Source organism: Lysinibacillus zambalensis, assembly GCF_040183165.1.
Taxonomy (GTDB): Bacteria; Bacillota; Bacilli; order Bacillales_A; family Planococcaceae; genus Lysinibacillus; species Lysinibacillus zambalensis.
Genome location: NZ_JBEGDG010000015.1, coordinates 38,780 through 56,543, shown reverse-complemented (window position 1 = coordinate 56,543; position 17,764 = coordinate 38,780). Strand labels below are relative to the sequence as shown.

The 17,764-nt window shown below is 35.6% G+C and carries 18 protein-coding genes and 1 pseudogene; all 19 read left to right on the top strand.

Annotated features, from left to right (window positions below; all coding sequences use genetic code 11):
- Positions 1 to 34 precede the first annotated feature (34 nt).
- The 19 genes and pseudogenes from ABNX05_RS17995 to thyA all read left to right on the top strand — a co-directional run bounded on the left by ABNX05_RS17995 (position 35) and on the right by thyA (position 17,577).
- A complete protein-coding gene (locus ABNX05_RS17995; RefSeq protein ID WP_349660967.1) occupies positions 35 to 1,810 on the top strand; it encodes a DHH family phosphoesterase in 1,776 nt (591 codons plus the stop codon).
- Between the two features lie 256 nt (positions 1,811 to 2,066).
- Complete coding sequence (locus ABNX05_RS17990; protein WP_349660966.1) at positions 2,067 to 2,276, top strand: hypothetical protein; 210 nt, start codon at positions 2,067 to 2,069, stop codon at positions 2,274 to 2,276.
- 1,055 nt (positions 2,277 to 3,331) lie between these two features.
- Positions 3,332 to 7,369 carry a PHP domain-containing protein gene (locus tag ABNX05_RS17985; protein WP_349660965.1) on the top strand — a complete coding sequence of 1,346 codons (4,038 nt, stop codon included), beginning with the start codon at positions 3,332 to 3,334 and terminating at the stop codon, positions 7,367 to 7,369.
- Positions 7,370 to 7,490: 121 nt separating this feature from the next.
- Positions 7,491 to 8,270, top strand: a complete 780-nt coding sequence (locus ABNX05_RS17980; RefSeq protein ID WP_349660964.1) for a 3D domain-containing protein — start codon at positions 7,491 to 7,493, stop codon at positions 8,268 to 8,270.
- Between the two features lie 151 nt (positions 8,271 to 8,421).
- Positions 8,422 to 8,616, top strand: a complete 195-nt coding sequence (locus tag ABNX05_RS17975) for a hypothetical protein (protein ID WP_349660963.1) — start codon at positions 8,422 to 8,424, stop codon at positions 8,614 to 8,616.
- A gap of 156 nt (positions 8,617 to 8,772) precedes the next feature.
- Positions 8,773 to 8,916, top strand: coding sequence for a hypothetical protein (locus ABNX05_RS17970; RefSeq protein ID WP_349660962.1), 144 nt, complete (start codon positions 8,773 to 8,775; stop codon positions 8,914 to 8,916).
- On the top strand, positions 8,901 to 9,083 hold the full coding sequence (locus ABNX05_RS17965; protein ID WP_349660961.1) for a hypothetical protein: 183 nt from the start codon (positions 8,901 to 8,903) through the stop codon (positions 9,081 to 9,083). The genes ABNX05_RS17970 and ABNX05_RS17965 overlap by 16 nt, the downstream gene beginning before the upstream one ends.
- A 668-nt stretch (positions 9,084 to 9,751) precedes the next feature.
- Positions 9,752 to 10,081 (top strand): hypothetical protein, encoded by a 330-nt coding sequence (locus ABNX05_RS17960; protein WP_349660960.1) that lies wholly within the window; start codon positions 9,752 to 9,754, stop codon positions 10,079 to 10,081.
- A 110-nt stretch (positions 10,082 to 10,191) separates the two neighbouring features.
- Positions 10,192 to 10,302 (top strand): annotated as a pseudogene (locus tag ABNX05_RS26560) (hypothetical protein); the annotation flags it as partial.
- Between the two features lie 353 nt (positions 10,303 to 10,655).
- Complete coding sequence (locus ABNX05_RS17955; RefSeq protein ID WP_349660959.1) at positions 10,656 to 10,802, top strand: hypothetical protein; 147 nt, start codon at positions 10,656 to 10,658, stop codon at positions 10,800 to 10,802.
- A 66-nt stretch (positions 10,803 to 10,868) separates the two neighbouring features.
- A complete protein-coding gene (locus tag ABNX05_RS17950) occupies positions 10,869 to 11,279 on the top strand; it encodes a nucleotide modification associated domain-containing protein (RefSeq protein WP_349660958.1) in 411 nt (136 codons plus the stop codon).
- A 41-nt stretch (positions 11,280 to 11,320) separates the two neighbouring features.
- A complete protein-coding gene (locus ABNX05_RS17945) occupies positions 11,321 to 11,545 on the top strand; it encodes a glutaredoxin family protein (RefSeq protein WP_349660957.1) in 225 nt (74 codons plus the stop codon).
- The gene (locus tag ABNX05_RS17940) at positions 11,542 to 11,925 is read left to right on the top strand and encodes a class Ib ribonucleoside-diphosphate reductase assembly flavoprotein NrdI (RefSeq protein WP_349660956.1); all 384 of its coding nucleotides are present in this window, start codon (positions 11,542 to 11,544) and stop codon (positions 11,923 to 11,925) included. Before ABNX05_RS17945 ends, ABNX05_RS17940 begins: the two co-directional genes overlap by 4 nt.
- Entirely contained in the window at positions 11,922 to 14,015 is a 2,094-nt protein-coding gene (gene nrdE / locus ABNX05_RS17935) for a class 1b ribonucleoside-diphosphate reductase subunit alpha (protein ID WP_349660955.1), read from the top strand. The genes ABNX05_RS17940 and nrdE overlap by 4 nt, the downstream gene beginning before the upstream one ends.
- Before the next feature lie 19 nt (positions 14,016 to 14,034).
- Complete coding sequence (nrdF, locus tag ABNX05_RS17930; RefSeq protein ID WP_349660954.1) at positions 14,035 to 15,045, top strand: class 1b ribonucleoside-diphosphate reductase subunit beta; 1,011 nt, start codon at positions 14,035 to 14,037, stop codon at positions 15,043 to 15,045.
- A gap of 23 nt (positions 15,046 to 15,068) precedes the next feature.
- Positions 15,069 to 15,191 carry a hypothetical protein gene (locus ABNX05_RS17925; RefSeq protein ID WP_349660953.1) on the top strand — a complete coding sequence of 41 codons (123 nt, stop codon included), beginning with the start codon at positions 15,069 to 15,071 and terminating at the stop codon, positions 15,189 to 15,191.
- Positions 15,192 to 15,194: 3 nt separating this feature from the next.
- Positions 15,195 to 15,923 (top strand): pyrophosphohydrolase domain-containing protein, encoded by a 729-nt coding sequence (locus tag ABNX05_RS17920; protein ID WP_349660952.1) that lies wholly within the window; start codon positions 15,195 to 15,197, stop codon positions 15,921 to 15,923.
- A 47-nt stretch (positions 15,924 to 15,970) separates the two neighbouring features.
- Positions 15,971 to 16,618: a sigma-70 family RNA polymerase sigma factor gene (locus tag ABNX05_RS17915; protein WP_349660951.1), complete on the top strand. Its 648-nt coding sequence runs from the start codon at positions 15,971 to 15,973 to the stop codon at positions 16,616 to 16,618.
- Positions 16,618 to 17,577, top strand: a complete 960-nt coding sequence (gene thyA / locus ABNX05_RS17910; protein ID WP_349660950.1) for a thymidylate synthase — start codon at positions 16,618 to 16,620, stop codon at positions 17,575 to 17,577. The genes ABNX05_RS17915 and thyA overlap by 1 nt, the downstream gene beginning before the upstream one ends.
- Positions 17,578 to 17,764 lie beyond the last annotated feature (187 nt).

Here is a 17,764-nt window from a genome sequence, read left to right as displayed (position 1 = left end):
AGTAACATAATTATATAATCGGAGAGTGGATTTGTTGTATCGGTTAATTAGCACATCCAATATTGTCACAGATGATTTCCTAGAAGTGATTCTGGGAAATCGTGGCATTAGAGACAAAGAGAGTTTCTTAGAACCCAAAGCAAGTAATGAAATTCACTACTCAAACTTACACAACATGAAGGAAGCTGTAGCACTGTTCAAAGAGATTGAGAACAGAGGGCGAGTAGAAGGAGGTAAGATAAGAGTTGCACTAATCATTGATAGTGATATTGATGGAAATACAAGTTCAGCTATTCTTACTTCATATATCGAAACTCTATTCCCTCATATTGAACTTATCTTCTTATTCCATGAAGGTAAACAACATGGTATCACAGAGGACAAAATGAAAGAGATTGTAGAGCTACATAAGGAAATAGCTCTTGATTTATTAATCGTAGCTGACGCAGGGACAAGCGATTACAGACAACAGTATCTTATTAGTGAAGAACATGAAATACCTATCTTAATCCTTGACCACCACGAAGCTGAGAATGGTGAATCAGAGTTTGCTCTAGTAGTGAACAACCAACTATCAGATAACTATCCTAACAAGGCTCTATCAGGCGTAGGAATCGTATACAAGTTTTTACAGGCGCTTGATGATGAGTATGGCTACATGGAAGCAGAGCAGTATTTAGACCTTGTTGCGCTTGGCAATATCGCTGACAGCATGGACTTAAAAAGTCCTGAGACGCGTTACTTAGTGTATGAAGGATTAAAGAATATACGAAATGAATTCTTAAAGGAAATCATCTTAAAACAGATTGGTGACTTTAAGCGTGTATATCCTCACACAATGGCTTTCGGTGTTATCCCTAAGATGAATGGTATTATCCGAGTCGGGAAACCTGAGGAAAAGGTTGACTTATTCAATGCTTTTAGAGGGATTGAGCAAGCTACAGTGAATCCTCGCACTAAGAAAAGTGAGACTTTACCACAAAAGGTAACTCGACAATGTGTCAACGCTCATAAGCGTCAGAAGACAATGCGTGAAAAATGGGTTGTCAAAATCAAGGAGCAGATTGTAGAAAAGAATCTTCACGAAAATGCGTTTCTATTGATTGAGCTAGAGGAATCATTTGACCGTGACTTAGGTGGCTATCTTGCTGGAGCGTTAGCAGGAGAGTATAGAAAGCCTGTCCTAATGTTAGTGTGGGATAGCGAGATAGAGCGCTTTTCAGGCTCTCTACGTGGTTATGATGGCACTATGAAGAACACTAAGGACTTCCTAGAAGGGTTGAAATTGTTTGATTATCTAGGTGGGCACCAAAATGCTTGCGGATTCAAGATTTCAAAAGATTCATTATTCAGTTTGAATGGTGCCATTAATAGTGCTTTAGAGGAACAGAATCTAACAGGTCAGCAGAAGATTGATGTTGATTTCTATTTAGAAGATGGACAATTAACTACTGAGCTTGTTGATGAAGTTTATGAACATGAGTACCTTTGGGGCAAAGGAGCAAGCAAGCCATTGTTTGCAATTGATATTGAAGTAGATACAAACAAAATTAAAAAATCTTCAAGCTCAAACATGATTGAGTGGTATCACAACAATATAAAGTTTCTACAATTCACATGCGATAGACGCTTACTTGACCTGATGGAAGACGGTCCTATCGTTAAACTAACAATCGTTGGAAGCTTGAGTGTGAACCATTTCTTGGGGAAAAGCACACCACAGTTCATAATTGAAGATATAGCAATAGGTGAAAAAACAGAATTTACACCAATTGAAGAAGTCAAAGTAGATGATTTATTCAATTGGTAAAAATGATAAAATTGAATGATCTATTATTATGGCGATGGTGAAATTATTAATATTTAGAAGAGGAAGGTCTAGATAAAAGGAGAATAGCAATTATTAAAAAATACAATGAATTTTTTAATCACAATGAAAGCTATTGCCTTGTAGGTAAAGACACGGCTATTTAGATTACAATGTTTGCGACCTAGTTTCATATGTCAATGTTCTCGATACTGTTAGCTTAGGAATCATAGTTAAAATAGAAAATGAGTCTTCCGTGATGGGTTGTCAAGCTGGTGGTCTAAAAGGCTTAAACGTTTGTAAAGACCCAATCGTAGTGATTAACGGGAAAAATCTGAATTTAGATTTCGTAAAAAATAGGATTACTACAGGATTCACAATAAAAGATGTTGAAATAGAGCATCAAGACAAGAAGTTATTTGTGATAGAAAAATTTATAGGTTGTAAAATTAATCATATAGATAAGTAATCAAAAGAGATTTTTGAAGAAAAATAAGAAGTTAAACACGCAAATAAGAAAGAGGAAGGTGACAGATTTGATTGGTTCTTAGATATTGTAAAACTTTTATTGTTACCTTTCAAAAAACTGTTTTAAATCTTTAAATTGAGTAGGAAAGCCTACTCTTTTTTTGTTTACAAAAATAACAATATTATATACAATATTTTTGATGTGTGGGTAAGGTAAGAGCGCAACAAGAGCAAATACAACTTATAAAATGTATGGTCAAAAAAAGAAGTTGAATTTATTACTAAAAAAATTCTCCTGTGAGCAAGTAGGATATAGAGTTATTGCAATAGAAATGAATCGTACTGTAATGCACGTTAGAAATGAGTGAATTAGTGGCATAGGAGAGATGGAAATGACAATAAGCATTGGACTGATTCCCATTTTGATTATATTAAAACCAATTATGGTGTTAAAGACATTGAAGTGAAGTGATGTCAAATATTTAGGTAGACGTGTTAAAGCTATTAAATGTTCCGCAACTAAACTATTAGAAAGTCAAGATCCTAGGCTTGCTCAAGGATTAATGATAACCAAGAGCTTTCTGAAATCATAGGTGCTGAGGTAAGCGCTAAAGACGTTGGATAAGAAACTATGGACTACCTGAAAAAAATTTAAGAAACATAGAACTGCATATAATGACTATAGTTTTGGTGTTGAACAAGATAAGTTTTGGGATTGGCTCGAAAAATATAAGGAAAAAGTAAGTTTAGACCCTAATAAATTTTAGCAATATTAAATATTGCCTGAGCCTTTTGGTTAAAAGAGGACATAGTAAAAGAGAACACTGTTTGAGACATGTATTACTTCAATCAAAAAAACATCACGGAAATATCAGAAGAGGTAGGAATGACTTTCGAGAGTGTGCGAAGAAAGCTTGAGCGTATGCAAAAACACAAGACAAAAGAAGCTAAACAGAAGAATAGCAAAAGATTAACAAAAGCAGCGTAATAATATAAAAATTGACAATGGGTTAATCTCTTTAACTTTTTTTATTGAAATTGATTGGAGAAGATGATATGTGCAAAACTTGTGAATTACACAAAGGAGACGTTTGGATATGCACATGCGAAGGTGAATGTACTTGTCGTATCGAGCTTCACGCACATACAGACGTTAGTAATATACGATTATTAGATAGTATCAACTCTGTTAAGGAGCTGATACAGACAGCGTGGGATATTGGTCTTAAAGGTTTGGCTATCACTGACCACGAAGCCCTTTCAGCACACGTAAAAGCCATTCAGACGGTTCGTGAGCTAAAGGAAAAGGGCAAGATAGGGAAAGACTTTAAATTGATTCTAGGCAATGAGATATACCTTGTAGATAGCTTAGAAGAAGTTAGAGATAATTATCAATCAGGTGTAACTAAATTCCCTCACTATCTCCTTTTAGCTAAGAACAAAGAAGGTCATGAAGCTCTCCGTATTTTATCCTCAAAAGCATGGGAGAACTCATTTTACACAGGTACTATGGAGCGAGTACCAACAGTCAAACAAGACCTTGAGGCGATTGTAAAGCAGTTCCCTGATACACTGATTGCTACAACTGCTTGCTTAGGCTCTGAAAGTTCTTACTATATCCTAGAAGCTGATAAGGCTCGTTTAAAAGGGGATATACAAAAGAAACAATATAATATTGAAAAATTAATATCTTTCATTGAGTGGAACATTGAGCTACATGGTAAAGATAACTTTTATCTTGAACTACAACCAAGTGCTGATTATGAGCAATCAACAGTAAACAAAGTGCTTATCAAGTTAGCACGAAAATATGGTTTAAAACTAATTATCACCAATGACGCTCACTATCTAAGACCTGAGGACATGCCTATTCATCGAGCATACCTAAACTCAAAACAAGATGAACGTGAGACTGATTCATTCTATGCTCACACTTACTTGCACAAGGCTAGTGAGATTTATGCGAAAATGAGCTATTTAGATAAAGGTGTTGTCAAAGAAGCTTTGAAAAATACAATGGTTATAGGAAAAATGATTTGTGACTACACAATTGAGGGTGACACTATCATTCCTGTTGCTAAGTTACCTGAGTTTGAGGTGGCTCACCTATTTAAAGGTGGCTATAAGAAATATGGCTACATTGAAAAAATGGCACACTCTGATAATGAACAAGATAGATACTTGCTTCATTTAATCGAGAAGGGCTTCAAAGAGAAAATTCCTTATCGTGGAATGTCAAAAGAAGCATTTCATGAAGTAATGGCTCGAATAAACATAGAACTAGAAGAACTTTGGGAAATGTCAAATATCCTAAATCAATCAATGGCTAGTTATTATGTTACAGTCGCTAAAATCATTGAGCTAATTTGGGGTGATGATTGCGGTGACGCTTCACGAGAAGAAGGTTCAATTGTGGGTGCAGGGCGAGGTTCTGCTGTAGCTTTTTTAATCAACTACTTAACTGATGTTACTCAAGTTAACCCAATGTTTTATGGTATTGAAGTTCCCCATTGGCGACACTTACACAAGTCTAAGCCTGATATTTCAGCGTTGGATATTGATATTGATGTAACTTCAACTAAAAAAGGCTTCCTCTTTGATCGAATGAGAGATTTCTTTGGTAAGAAACAAGTTATCCAAGTATGTACTTTCGGTACTGAGAAAGCAAAATCTGCGGTTCAAACAGCCTGTCGTGGTTTAAGTATTGATAGAGATGTAGGTTTATATATTGCTTCACTTATTCCAGTAGAACGTGGCGATATGTGGCCACTGAAAGATTGTCTTTATGGAAATGAAGAAAAAGGTAGGAAACCTATCAAACAACTTATTGATGAAATCGACATATACCCACGACTACGTGAAACAGCTTTAAAGATTGAGGGATTAATCAACAAGCGCTCAATCCATGCAGGCGGTGTACTAGTTCTTAATGAAGAATACACCAAGATGAACGCAATGATGAAAGCACCGAATGGAACACCTATCACACAGTTTAACTTAAATGATAGTCAGGCATGTGGAGCTATCAAGTTCGATATTCTTACAATTGAGGGTAACGATAAGATTCAAGAATGTATGGAACTTCTATTAAAATATGGTGAGATTGAGTGGCAAGGGACACTTCGAAAAACATTCCATAAATACTTCCATCCTGAAATCATTGACAAGAGTAACCCTGAGTTATTTAAGATGATTGGTGAAGATAAGATTGTTGACTTATTCCAGTTTTCAACACAATTAGGCCAGGCTGTTATCAAGAAAGCTCAACCTAAAAGCCTTATTGAGCTTGTATCATTGAACTCTATCATGCGACTTATGTCAGAGGGCGAAGAACAACCAATTGATACATTCATTCGATACAAGAATGATATTAACCTTTGGTATGAAGAAATGCGCCAACATGGTTTAACTAAAAAAGAAGTCGCTATTTTTGAGAAGTACCTAAAATCTTTAAACGGTGTAGCTGATACACAGGAAGCTGTAATGCTTATGGCTATGGATGAAAACATAGCAGGATTCACCGTTAAAGAAGCTAACTACCTTCGTAAAGGTATTGCCAAGAAAAAAGCAGATGTACAGGAAGAAGTAAAACAAAAGCTATTCTTATGGGGGAGAGAACGAGGAACCCGCGATGAGGTAATAGATTATTTATGGTTACAGATTTCACGAATGTTAGGTTACGCTTTCTCGATTCCTCACACATTAGCGTACACTCTTATAGCTATGGTTGAAGCGAATCTATCATACAATTACAATCCTCTGTATTGGCAAACAGCGTGCCTAACGGTTAACTCAGGCTCTTTGGAGGTAGAAGAGGACGCGAAACAGAAGTCAACCAACTATGGTAAAGTAGCAGAGGCCATAGGAAAGATGAAAGGTCGAGGTGTTAATGTATCACAACCATTAATCAATCGAGCTGAGTTCGGCTTTGTACCTGATATTGCAAATGACCGTATTATCTTCTCGATTAAAGGTATTGTAGGAATCGGTGATGAAGTAGCTCATATAATCCTTGCTAATCGCCCTTACGCTTCGTTTGAAGACTTCTATGAGCGTATATATGTTGAGAAGCTGGTACAGAAGAAACACGTTATCCAGCTCATTAAAGCAGGTGCATTTAACGAGTTTGATCAACCGAGATATATTATGAGAGATTTCTTATTAAAAGAAATCGGGATAAAAGAGAGCCTGAATATGCAGAACATGAAGTCTATCATTGATTTAGGATTGTTAGATAATCCTGATTTGCATATCTATAAAGAGCTATTCAACTTCAAAGAGTATATCTCAAAGAGTGTTGTTCGAGTGGAAGAAGCATCAAACAAATGCAGTAAGAAAGGGTTTTTTAAAGATAAGATTCTAGGGCTAGATGAAATTGCCAAGCAATTTTATGAGAAAACGTTTGACGGTAGTTCTGTTCGTGGATATAATTATGTTACTCTTGAAATATCGGAGAAACAATTCACTAAAGAGTATAATGAAAAGATAAAGCCTTTCAAAGAGCTAATAACTACGAAAGAGTTCATCAAACTTTATAATGAAGCCATGTTTAAGAGAGAGTGGTACAAAACAGCTAAAGGCTCAGTATCTAAATGGGAAATGGATTCTATCTCATATTATGAGAATGATCATGAGTTATTCAATGTGAACATGGAGAAATACAATATTGTTAACTTCTTTGAACTTGATGAAAAACCTGTAGTAATAGGATATTCGCATTTCAAAGATAAAAACATTCCTAAGCAGAAAGTCTTTACTATTGTTGGTACTGTACTTGACCGAAACAAAACAAGACATACAATTACTGTATTAACACCTCATGGTGTAGTTACTGTGAAAACATATGCAGGAGCTTTCGCTCACTATGATAAACAGATTTCACGCAAAAAAGGCGAGAAAAAAGAAGTGATTGAGAAGTCGTGGTTCACTCGCGGTAATCTAGTGTTGCTTAATGGTTTCCGCAGAGAAGAACAATTTGTATTGAAAACTTACAAAGTCAAAGGTGAAGAAGTTCAACACACTGTAAACCTAATACTAGGTGTTGAGAAAAATGGTGACTTAATTCTTCAAGATGAAAGAGCAAGAGCTTACTAGGCTCATATTCTTACTACAGGAAGGAAGGAAGGAAGTTATATTCTATAAATGAAATTCAAGACATATGTCTATGTTTCAAATGTGACAAAGTAAGATTTCGTAGAATTTAGCGACAAGTTTAATGAAAAACACTAAGGTATCAAAAGTAATGTTATCAACTCTAGTGACAGGAGGGTTAGTTTTTATTTCATTAGTTTTTAATGTAACAGGCTATGAAGTAGAAGCACCGAATATAACAAAAGGAGAAACACAAATTGAGCTACCTTCAAGTGCTTTAGTTCCAACGTTTAAATCACCTGAACAGTCAGCAAAAGAAATCAAAGCTGAGGGCGAAAAACTCCAATATGAACGAGAAGAAAGAGTACGAATCGAGCATGAAAAAGCAAGATTAGCAGAAGAAGCTCGTTTAGCAAAGATTGAAGCAGAACGCAAAGCCAAAGAAGAAGCAGAGCGTAAAGCACGTGAGGAAGCTGAATGCAAGCGTCAAGCAATGCTACAGCGACGAAGAGAAATAGCGAGGCAAAAGCAAATAGCATACCAAAAGCAACAAACAAATGCGCAACCTCAAAAACAAGCGCTAGCAACAAATGGTGTAGCATTCAATGGTAGCTACTACACACCATATTGTAACGGTTGCTCAGGTGTTACAGCAACAGGCTATGATGTTCGTAGTTCGATTTATGTTGATGGTATGCGAGTAATTGCTGTAGATCCTCGTGTTATCCCTTTGTACTCTATTGTAGAGGTTTCAACACCTTTCGAGAAATTTAGAGCAATTGCTTTGGACACTGGTGGAGCGATCAAAGGTCACAAGGTTGATATTCTTGTAGCTGACAAACAAACAGCTTATAACTTAGGTAGACATACTGTTTACGTTAAAGTGATAAGAAACGGCAAATAGTTTCTTAAAAACTTTTTAAAAGTAATATAATGATAAAATTTGGGTATAGAGTTATAATTGAAATTTTCCTCTATACCCATTTTTGTTTAAGGAGAAACACTATGAGAATAAAGAGAAACTTATTGAATAAATAATTGATGAACTGACTAGCGTGGATTATAAGGGCTATTCATTGGGTGTAAAGGGATTCATTGACGAAGTACGGACCAGATTTGAAACAACTAAAATAAATAATATTGAAGTACAGTATTTCCGAGATTCACAATATGCTGATGGTGAACCATCTGTAACGTTCCCTCAATTCAAAGGGGTTCGCCATGATGAAACTGAGCTTAGCTACTACTGAACTATAAAAATATTAGAGGAAAGCATTTACTTTACAAAAGTAACATGATAATATGTTTATAACTTACAATGGTTAATGTAAACTCATTTGTACAGATGAGAATTCTCGTTCAATCAATAAAAAGTAACATAATGATATAAAAGTGAGGTAAGAAATATGATAGATGAAACAATTGAAGAAAAGAACGAAATGCAACAATGGGAATCACTTAATCCAATAAGTTTAATGCAAGAAATTTTAGGTTTAATGCAAACTTTAGAGCAAAACTTTTTCTTAGCCAAAAAATGGAGGAAAGCTTAAATAATCGACAAGGCGATTTATTACATGCACTTGAACTTGACCTAGATAGAAAAGAAATTAATGCTGTTAACAGGGCGATACGAGAAATACGATTCAAGCGCAGAGATATAAAAGACATACTGATTAATTTAGTAGAAGCTCAAAACTTTATCAAAGCAAATTACTAATTTATGAATGAGTGTAATAAAGCAATCGAAAAATGCAACGCACATCTCAGAAGGTTTCTAATCGCAAGTACTTCTTACGCAATTGTGAAGCACTAGCAAAGGTCATTGATTTGGAAAATCACCCTGATATTATTCCTTATATCCCACAAGAAGATAGACAAATACAGAATTAATGTCACAAGTTGAAAAGTTCAGTCAAAAATGGGGTAAACAAAAGTGATAGACATTATTTTTGGAAGGAGGTGGAACCTATGAAACGTAATAGATTAAGAGTTTCACGCTTAATAAAATGGATGAAAAATAATGTGATGACAAAAGCTGAAGGTGATGTATCTACCTCAAAATGTTATGAATAAATTACACAATGGAGAACAAGAGATTGTTATTCCGATTTGTAGGCAACTGACGCATTGAAGAAATGTACGAAGGTATAGCACTTGCGCTTTATGTAGCAGGTTATCAATTGTTCTTCATGGGAGCTGTTGACATGAGTTATGTCGATAATTGAAATGTTCCAATCAGGTGCTACTAAAGTATTGGAAATATAAGGAGTTTGAGGCTTTGTTAAAATTTGTTGCAATTCATATAGCATGGGCTATCTTAATAGTCATAACAGCAATATCAGTAATATTGGGAGAGTACAAATAGGGTGGTTAGGAGCATAAGAAATGACTAGAACAACAGCTAGACAAAAAGTACTTGAAGCACTACAAAACACACCAAGCGGTTTAACAAACAATGAATTGATTAAAATATCACCTAGTTTTAGAGCAAGGTTATCAGAGCTTTATGAGGAAGGTCATATTATTGAAAAAACACCACTACAAAATGGGGTGAATCTGTACCGATACAAAGGCTTTGAGAAAAAAGAGCTAAAAGATGCTTATAGTTCTTTGGTTCATGTTCTTTACGAAAATGGTCATAAAGATGTTGTGGAAAAGCTATCTACAATTTTAGAAGAAGCAAATGTAGTTCTTCACAGAAAAACACTGAAATAAGTACTAAATCAATAAGAACCCCAGTTAAAGCTGTTGACATAGATAAGTAACTAATGGAGAGGGTTGTTTAAAATGGAATCAGTTGAAATGGTGACAATACAAAAGCAGAACATGAACATCTGCTTGAAAGAAATGTGCCTCTTAATTGTTTACAAGCTTGTGGTATAGATAATTGGAGTGGCTATGGTGAAGTAATGAATGATGAAGGGGAAGAAGAATAATGTTATTACTAAATAATTATGACCTTACTATCAATCACTTTCCAAATGGAGAGTAGAATCTCCTTAACATCGAGGAAGCAATCATATTTTCAAAGCATCATGGCACATCACGTCATATTAAAATATCGAAGTGAAAGATTAGTAAAGGTTAATCAAATTTATATAAAAGGTGTATAATGGTATGTTAACTTACGATCAAGAGCATGTTATGATTAACTCAATCCTTGATAGAAGGAGCAAACACTTATCACAACTAGAGCGTGATTCAGCTTCTTCCTCTCAAAAGAAAGTTTGGAAGAGGTTTTATGACAGGCTACTAGGTAAATACTCTGTTTCTTTCGAGGTGAAATATTATGGCTAAACTAACTGACGAAACATTGGATTGGTTAGGTGATATGTTTGTTGAGAATGAGATTCTTGATAGGCATGATGTTACTTTCGAGACAGTTGTAAATTGGTGGGAGATAGGTTTACTAGAAAAATATGATGTAGTATTTTAAAAACCTTATTAAAAGTAATGTAATGATATTTAACGTTTTTAATGTGATTAGGAGGCGGTGAGAAACATGACAAACTATAACGCTCAAAGGTTCGCAACAGAAGTTGAAATTATCACAACTAAATTAGTAGAAACACTTAAAAGTAAGAATGCTGATTATGGCAACAATGTTGACAAAAACATTGACGAATGGGGATTATCTTCATTAGCTATTCGCTTAGATGATAAACTCAGTCGATTCAAAAACCTAATCAAAGAAAGTAAAACTCGCCAAGTGTCAGATGAAGCTATCGAAGATACTTTATTAGACCTAGCAGGGTACGCGATCTTAGGTTATCGCAAAATGCAAGAAATGAACCATAAAGTTGTAGATAAGATTGACAAAGAGGTTGCAACAGCAATCGAAAAAGCATTAAAAGAAGCTACAACTCAAGATAAACGAACATTAGGATCAACAACTTTTACGTTCAACTGTTAAAAGTTGTATAATATTGTATTTAAAAGGGGGATGTTTTTAACGTGGTTATTCTTTATACACGTACAGTATGCCCAAAGTGTACTTTAATCAAAACACTTCTTAATTCAGCAGAGGTGGCATACGAACAAGTCAACTTAGACTTTGATGAAAAAGCAGAAGCGGAGCTAAAGGAAAAAGGATTCATGGGCCTACCTATCGCACTTGATGAAGGTCAATATTATGCTGACGTTCCTTCAATTCAGGCTCTCATTGATCAAAAGGCATGATAGCCTACGCTAGTAGAACAGGTAACGTGAGAGATATTGTGGGAAGACTAGATAAGTCTATTCCTATGAAGGAGATTACAGCTAGTACTATTGTTCAAGACCCCTATTACTTGCTAACTTATACAGATAAGCTAGGGGAAGCGCCTGAGGTAGTGAGACAATTCCTATCTTCACATGAAGAAAATAGGGAAAATCTTAGAGGTGTAATCGCAAGTGGTAACGCAAATTTTGGAAATCGGAATTTTTGTGGCTCCGCTATTGAGATCTCTCAGTGGTTAAGAGTTCCAATAATACGCATGATTGATCTGCGAGGGAATCAGGATGATATAGCAACTATTAGCAGTAGCTATAGAAAAATGATTGTAGGTGAACAAGTTTGAAAAATTATTTAATGTTAAACAACGAGGTTCTTAATACTTACAAAACATTGGGTATTATTGACCGAGAGAAGGACAGAGAAGCTACAAGTGATTTCTTCTTTGAAGAGATCAATCGTAAAACAATGTTCTTCCATACGCTTGAAGAAAAGATTAACTACATAAAGCGTGAGAATTATTATGAAACGGAATTCTTAGACAAATATTCATTTAAGTTTGTCAAGAAAATCTTCAAACTAGCTTATGATTATAAGTTTAGATTCCCAACGTTTATGAGTGCTAGTAAGTTCTACAGCTCATATGCACTAAAAACTCGTGATGGAAACAACTTCTTAGAGCGGTATGAAGATAGAATGGCTATAGTTGCCTTATATCTAGCTCAAGGTAAGCGTAAAGACGCTGAGGATTGGATTCATTACTTAATGCGTAGTTACCAACCTGCAACACCAACTTTCATTAATGTTGGAAAGAAAGCTCGCGGTGAGTTTGTGTCATGTTTCAAGATTGCTATGGCAGACAACATGAACTCAATCGCTCACAATATCGGAAATGCTCTACAGCTATCGAAGCTAGGTGGTGGGGTTGGTATTTCACTAACTGATTTACGTTGTGCAAAGGACCCAATCAAAGGCATTGAGAACCGAGCGTCAGGTGTTATACCTGTTGCTAAGTTGCTAGAGAACTCATTCTCATATGCGAATCAATTAGGTCAACGAGCAGGTTCAGGCGTTATTTGGCTCAATGTGTTTCATGGTGATATTGAGGACTTTATCTCAGCTAAGAAACCGAATGCAGATGAAAAGATTCGCCTTGCCACTTTAAGTACAGGTATCATTTTCCCTGATATTTTCTTCGAGTTAGCTCGTCAGGATAAGGATATTGTTCTATTCTCTCCTTATGATATTAAGAATGAGTATGGTAAAACTATGTCTGAAATCTCGATTACTGACATGTACTACGAGTTACTTGATAACCCTAACATTCGAAAACTGAAACGCATTAATGCACGTAAGTTATACACTGACATTAAGAAATCTCAAATTGAGAGTGGTTATCCATTCGAAATGTTTGATGATAATGTCAACAAAGCACATCCATTGAAAAAGATTGGGCGAGTGAAAATCACTAACCTATGTACAGAAATCATGCAATTAATGGAAACCTCTGAAATCAATGATTATGATGAAGTAGATATTATTGGTCTTGATGTAAGTTGTAACTTAGGTTCACTTGATATTCACAATGCAGTTAAAGAAGAAGACTTCGATAAGTTAGTTAACGCTTCAATGCGGATGCTTACACAAGTTTCTCTATTAACTAACATTAACAATGTGCCTGCGGTTGCTCGTGCTAACCAAGAAATGCACTCAGTAGGATTAGGTGTTATGAACCTCCATGGTCACTTTGTTTCTCAGGGTATCATGTATGGAAGTGAGGAAGCCAACGAGTTCATTGACGCTTTCTTCACAGCATTAAACTACTACTCTATTAAGGCTTCTGTAGAGATTGCAAAGGAACGTAAGAATAAATTCTATCGTTTCGAAGATTCTGAGTACGCAAGTAGTGAATACTTCGAGCATTACTACAGAAAAGAACTAGTAATTACTTCTGAAAAAGCTAAACAGGCGCTAGGCACTGTTCCAATCATCACTATTGCCATGTGGAAAAAATTAGCTCAAGAAGTTAAAGAGCATGGTATGTTCCATGCATACAGATTGGCAATTGCACCAACAGGTTCAATTAGTTACATTAGAAGCTCAAGTGCTTCAATGTCACCAATCACAGAGCGTGTAGAAGTGCGAGACTACGCTGATTCGAGAACAATTTACCCCATGCCTTACCTTAATAATAACAACAAACATCTTTATGTTGAAGCATACGACATGGACATGTTTAAGATGATTGATTCCTACGCAATCGCTCAGAAACACGTTGATCAAGCTATCTCAATGACATTGTACATTAAAGATAATTGGACAACAGAGCAGTTAGCTAAAGTGTATATTTACGCATGGCTAAAAGGGATTAAATCAGTCTACTATGTGCGACAACGTATGCAAACAATTGAAGAATGTGAAAGTTGTTCAGTTTAAAAGAAGGTGTTATAGATAAATGAATGTATTATCAGAAAGAGCGTATATACAAAAAAGATTTGAAAAAGTCTTTGAAGCTGTCAATTGGAATAAACAATTAGGCTTACATGAAGTCTTTTGGAAACAACAGGTCAAGCAGTTTTGGTTGCCTGAGGAAGTAGCTGTATCTAAAGATCTTTTAGGTTGGAAGCAATTTGAGTTTCAAGTAACCTATATGCGAGTTTTAGCAGGGCTTACTTTATTAGATACAATTCAAACTAACGTAGGTATGAATGAGCTTTCACGCTTTGTTAAGAAACTACAGCAGAAAGCATTGTACTCTTTGTTTGGTGCGTTCGAAGCAATTCATGCTAAATCATACAGCTATATCTTTACAACACTTGCAACGAACTCTCAGATTGATGAAGTATTCGAATGGGTTAAGACCAATCCATATCTTCAATATAAAGCGAGTAAGATTGAAGCAATTTACTCAGCTATTAAAGAAGATGATGATGTTTCACTATGGAAAGCGCATTTTTCTTCTGTGATGTTAGAATCATTCCTGTTTTACTCAGGGTTCTTCTATCCACTTTACTTAGGGGGGCATGGGATACTCAAAAATAGTGCTGAGGTTATCTCATTAATCGTTCGTGATGAATCAATTCATGGGGTTGCAGTAGGTTACGAAGCTCAGGAAATGTTTAAGACGTTTGATAAAGCAACTCAGGATGAATTAAAGATTTGGGGCTATGAGCTTTTAGCAGACCTTTATATGAATGAGTTAAAGTACACAGATGATGTGTACGCTGAAACAGGGGTAGGTGGTAAGGTTAAGGCTTATGTGCGCTACAACGCAAACAAAGCTCTAATGAACTTAGGCTTAGATACTATGTTCCCTGACGAAGAAGTAGACCCAATTGTTATGAACGGTATTCGTACTGATTCAGTGACACATGATTTCTTCTCACAAAAGGGCAATAGTTATACAATGGCTAATGTTGCACCTATCACTGATGAAACATTCAACTTTAAAGGGTACAGTATTTAATTGGTGCTATCAAAAATAATATAATGATATTAAAAGAAAGAATATTGGCGTTCAATCAAAACGCTGATAACACTAATGCAGAGCTCGAAGCCAACAAAAAGCTTCAAGATAAAATAAAACAACTCATCAAAGGGGATACAGAATAATCTATGCAGAAGCAATTTGTAAAACCACAGGTTAAAGATATTGTCTTTGACCGTAAGCAAAAATTTGAAGGGCGAGTATCTTATATCAACTTCCAAAATAAAACAGCAAAAATTGAAGTCATTGTTGATACAAATAAAGAGCTTCAACAACGTACAACAGAGCTTGTTGAATCCAAGCTGTACGACTTAATCGTGTTGGAGAAACATCCTCGTAAAGAGTTTGACAAAAATCGCCATTTTAAACTCGTAAAAGAGTTCCAAAGTGCTTTTAATCACCCTGTAGCTGAGAAGCCAACAGCAATTGGAGCAGAAAGAGGTTTAAAACGCACAATTTGGGCAGGTGAGGAATTAGTTGAGTTCCTTCACGCTTGCTCAAAAGACAAAGAACAGTTCGCTAAACTTTATTATGCTTTCCTCGAAGGGCTAGGTGAAGCATACAAGAAGTCACTAGCAACTGATTTCATCCAAGATAATACTGAGCGTATTGTCGCAATGGCAGACGCTCTAATAGACTCAGACTACTTCCTTAAAGGCTCGTTTGTGGAATTAGGTGTACTACCACAACAACTATTCGAAATTGTCCATGCTTCTAATATGAGCAAGTTGTTCACTGACGAAAATGGTAAAAAGCATCCTAAATATCGCGAGGATGGGAAAGTTCTTAAATCACCTGAGTTCTTCCCACCTGAACAAAAATTGAAAGAAGAAGTTTTACGTCAAGCTCAAGCTTAATGTATTAGCAGGGGGGTACCCTGCAATTTCTCTAAGAGGTAAACGATATGCAAAATTTCTCTAATACAGAGTGGGAAGGCCTAACAGAAGAAGAGGTTTTTCTGTTAAATCGAAGACTAGTTATTACTACAGTTAGAAGAAAGTTTCCTAATAATCAATACTTTTGTAAAGCTCATATGCTTGATTTAGATGATTTAGTTCAACTAGGAAACATAGGGTTACTAAATGCAATCAGAACTTTTGAGCCTATTAGAAAGAGTTCATTTCGAACGTATGCAATCAACTGTATATCTTGGTCTATTTCTACCAATGCAAAAAAAGAATCTCTACGCACAGTTAATACTCAATCATATGATTTAGCTAATGTTGTGAGTGTAGATACACCACTTAATATGAATGGCAATGAGGAAGAAGCGGTAATTTTCCTCAACACCATAGAAGCAAATGAAAATACTAGCGAAACTGCAGAAGGTAACTTGTTTCAGCAGCAGGTTATTGAGTTCTTAAAAGCAGATAAAGATATAGATGATGAATTGTTATATATTCTTATTGCTAGAACAAAAGAGAAAACAATGAGGGAGATTGCCAAACATTTTGGCAAACACCCTAACGCAATCAGTCAACGATTAAAAACTCAGAAAGCTATTCGAGTTAAAAATCGCTTGAGTAAATTTTTGAAGAATAGAGATTATTAATGTACCAAACAGCAGATAAGCAATACAACACTATTATTCAACAGATTCTTGATAATGGTATTATGGATAGTCCTGAGCATGTGCGAACTGTCTATGAAGATGGAGAGAAAGCACCTACAAAAGCGATTATCAATGTACAGATGAAATTTGACAATAGTATAGATGCTATTGTGTTAACAACAAAGCGAGTGCCATTGAAAGACCCAATCAAAGAACTATTTTGGATTTGGCAGAAAATGTCTAACGTAGTCTTTGACCTACAGCAAATGGGCTGTCACGTTTGGGATGAATGGGAGCTTAAAGATGGAACAGTCGGAAATGCTTACGGTTGGCAACTTCGCAACAAATACCAGCGAATTATAGCTGACAGAACATTCCTAGAGATGGTTCGAAATGGAGAGCTATCTGAGAAGCCTGATGAAGTTCTTTCGGATGAAGAATTTGAGAAAGCTGTGGCTTACTGTGAGGAATACATAGAGTATGTTGACTTAAATCAAGTGGATTACTTATTGTACATACTCAAAAAGAACCCTCACTCACGTAGAATAAAGACTACTCTGTGGTGTGTAGAGGACTTACAGGAAATGGCTTTACAACCATGTGTGTATGAAACACATTGGCAACTGTTTGATGGTAAATTGGCACTTACTGTAAATATTCGTTCAAATGATATGGCATTAGGTAACCCTTATAACATCTATCAATACTCAATTTTGCATCGATTAATCGCACAGGTGACAGGTCATGAAGTTGGTGAGTTATGCATCAATATTGATAACGCACATATCTATGACAGACACTTAGAGACTATCGATAAGCAGATTGAGGGAGAGGTGCATGAGCCTCCTACAATTTGGATTAACCCTGAAGTAAAAAGCTTCTATGACTTCACAGTGAATGATATTAAGGTTCAAGATTACAAACATAATGGGCCATTCTTTTACGAGATTGCTATATAAAAGGAGAAAAACAAACAATAACCAAAATAACCGAAGAAAAGATACCAAAAATTAAAGTGATAGGTTTTGAAAGAATAGACATTGATTTTGAGCAAAAAGTTCTTAGTGGAGATAATGAGGTCATTTGAAAAAGACATCAAGCTCTATGGAGATGAAGTTGTTACTCAATTACACTGCGAAGATTTTA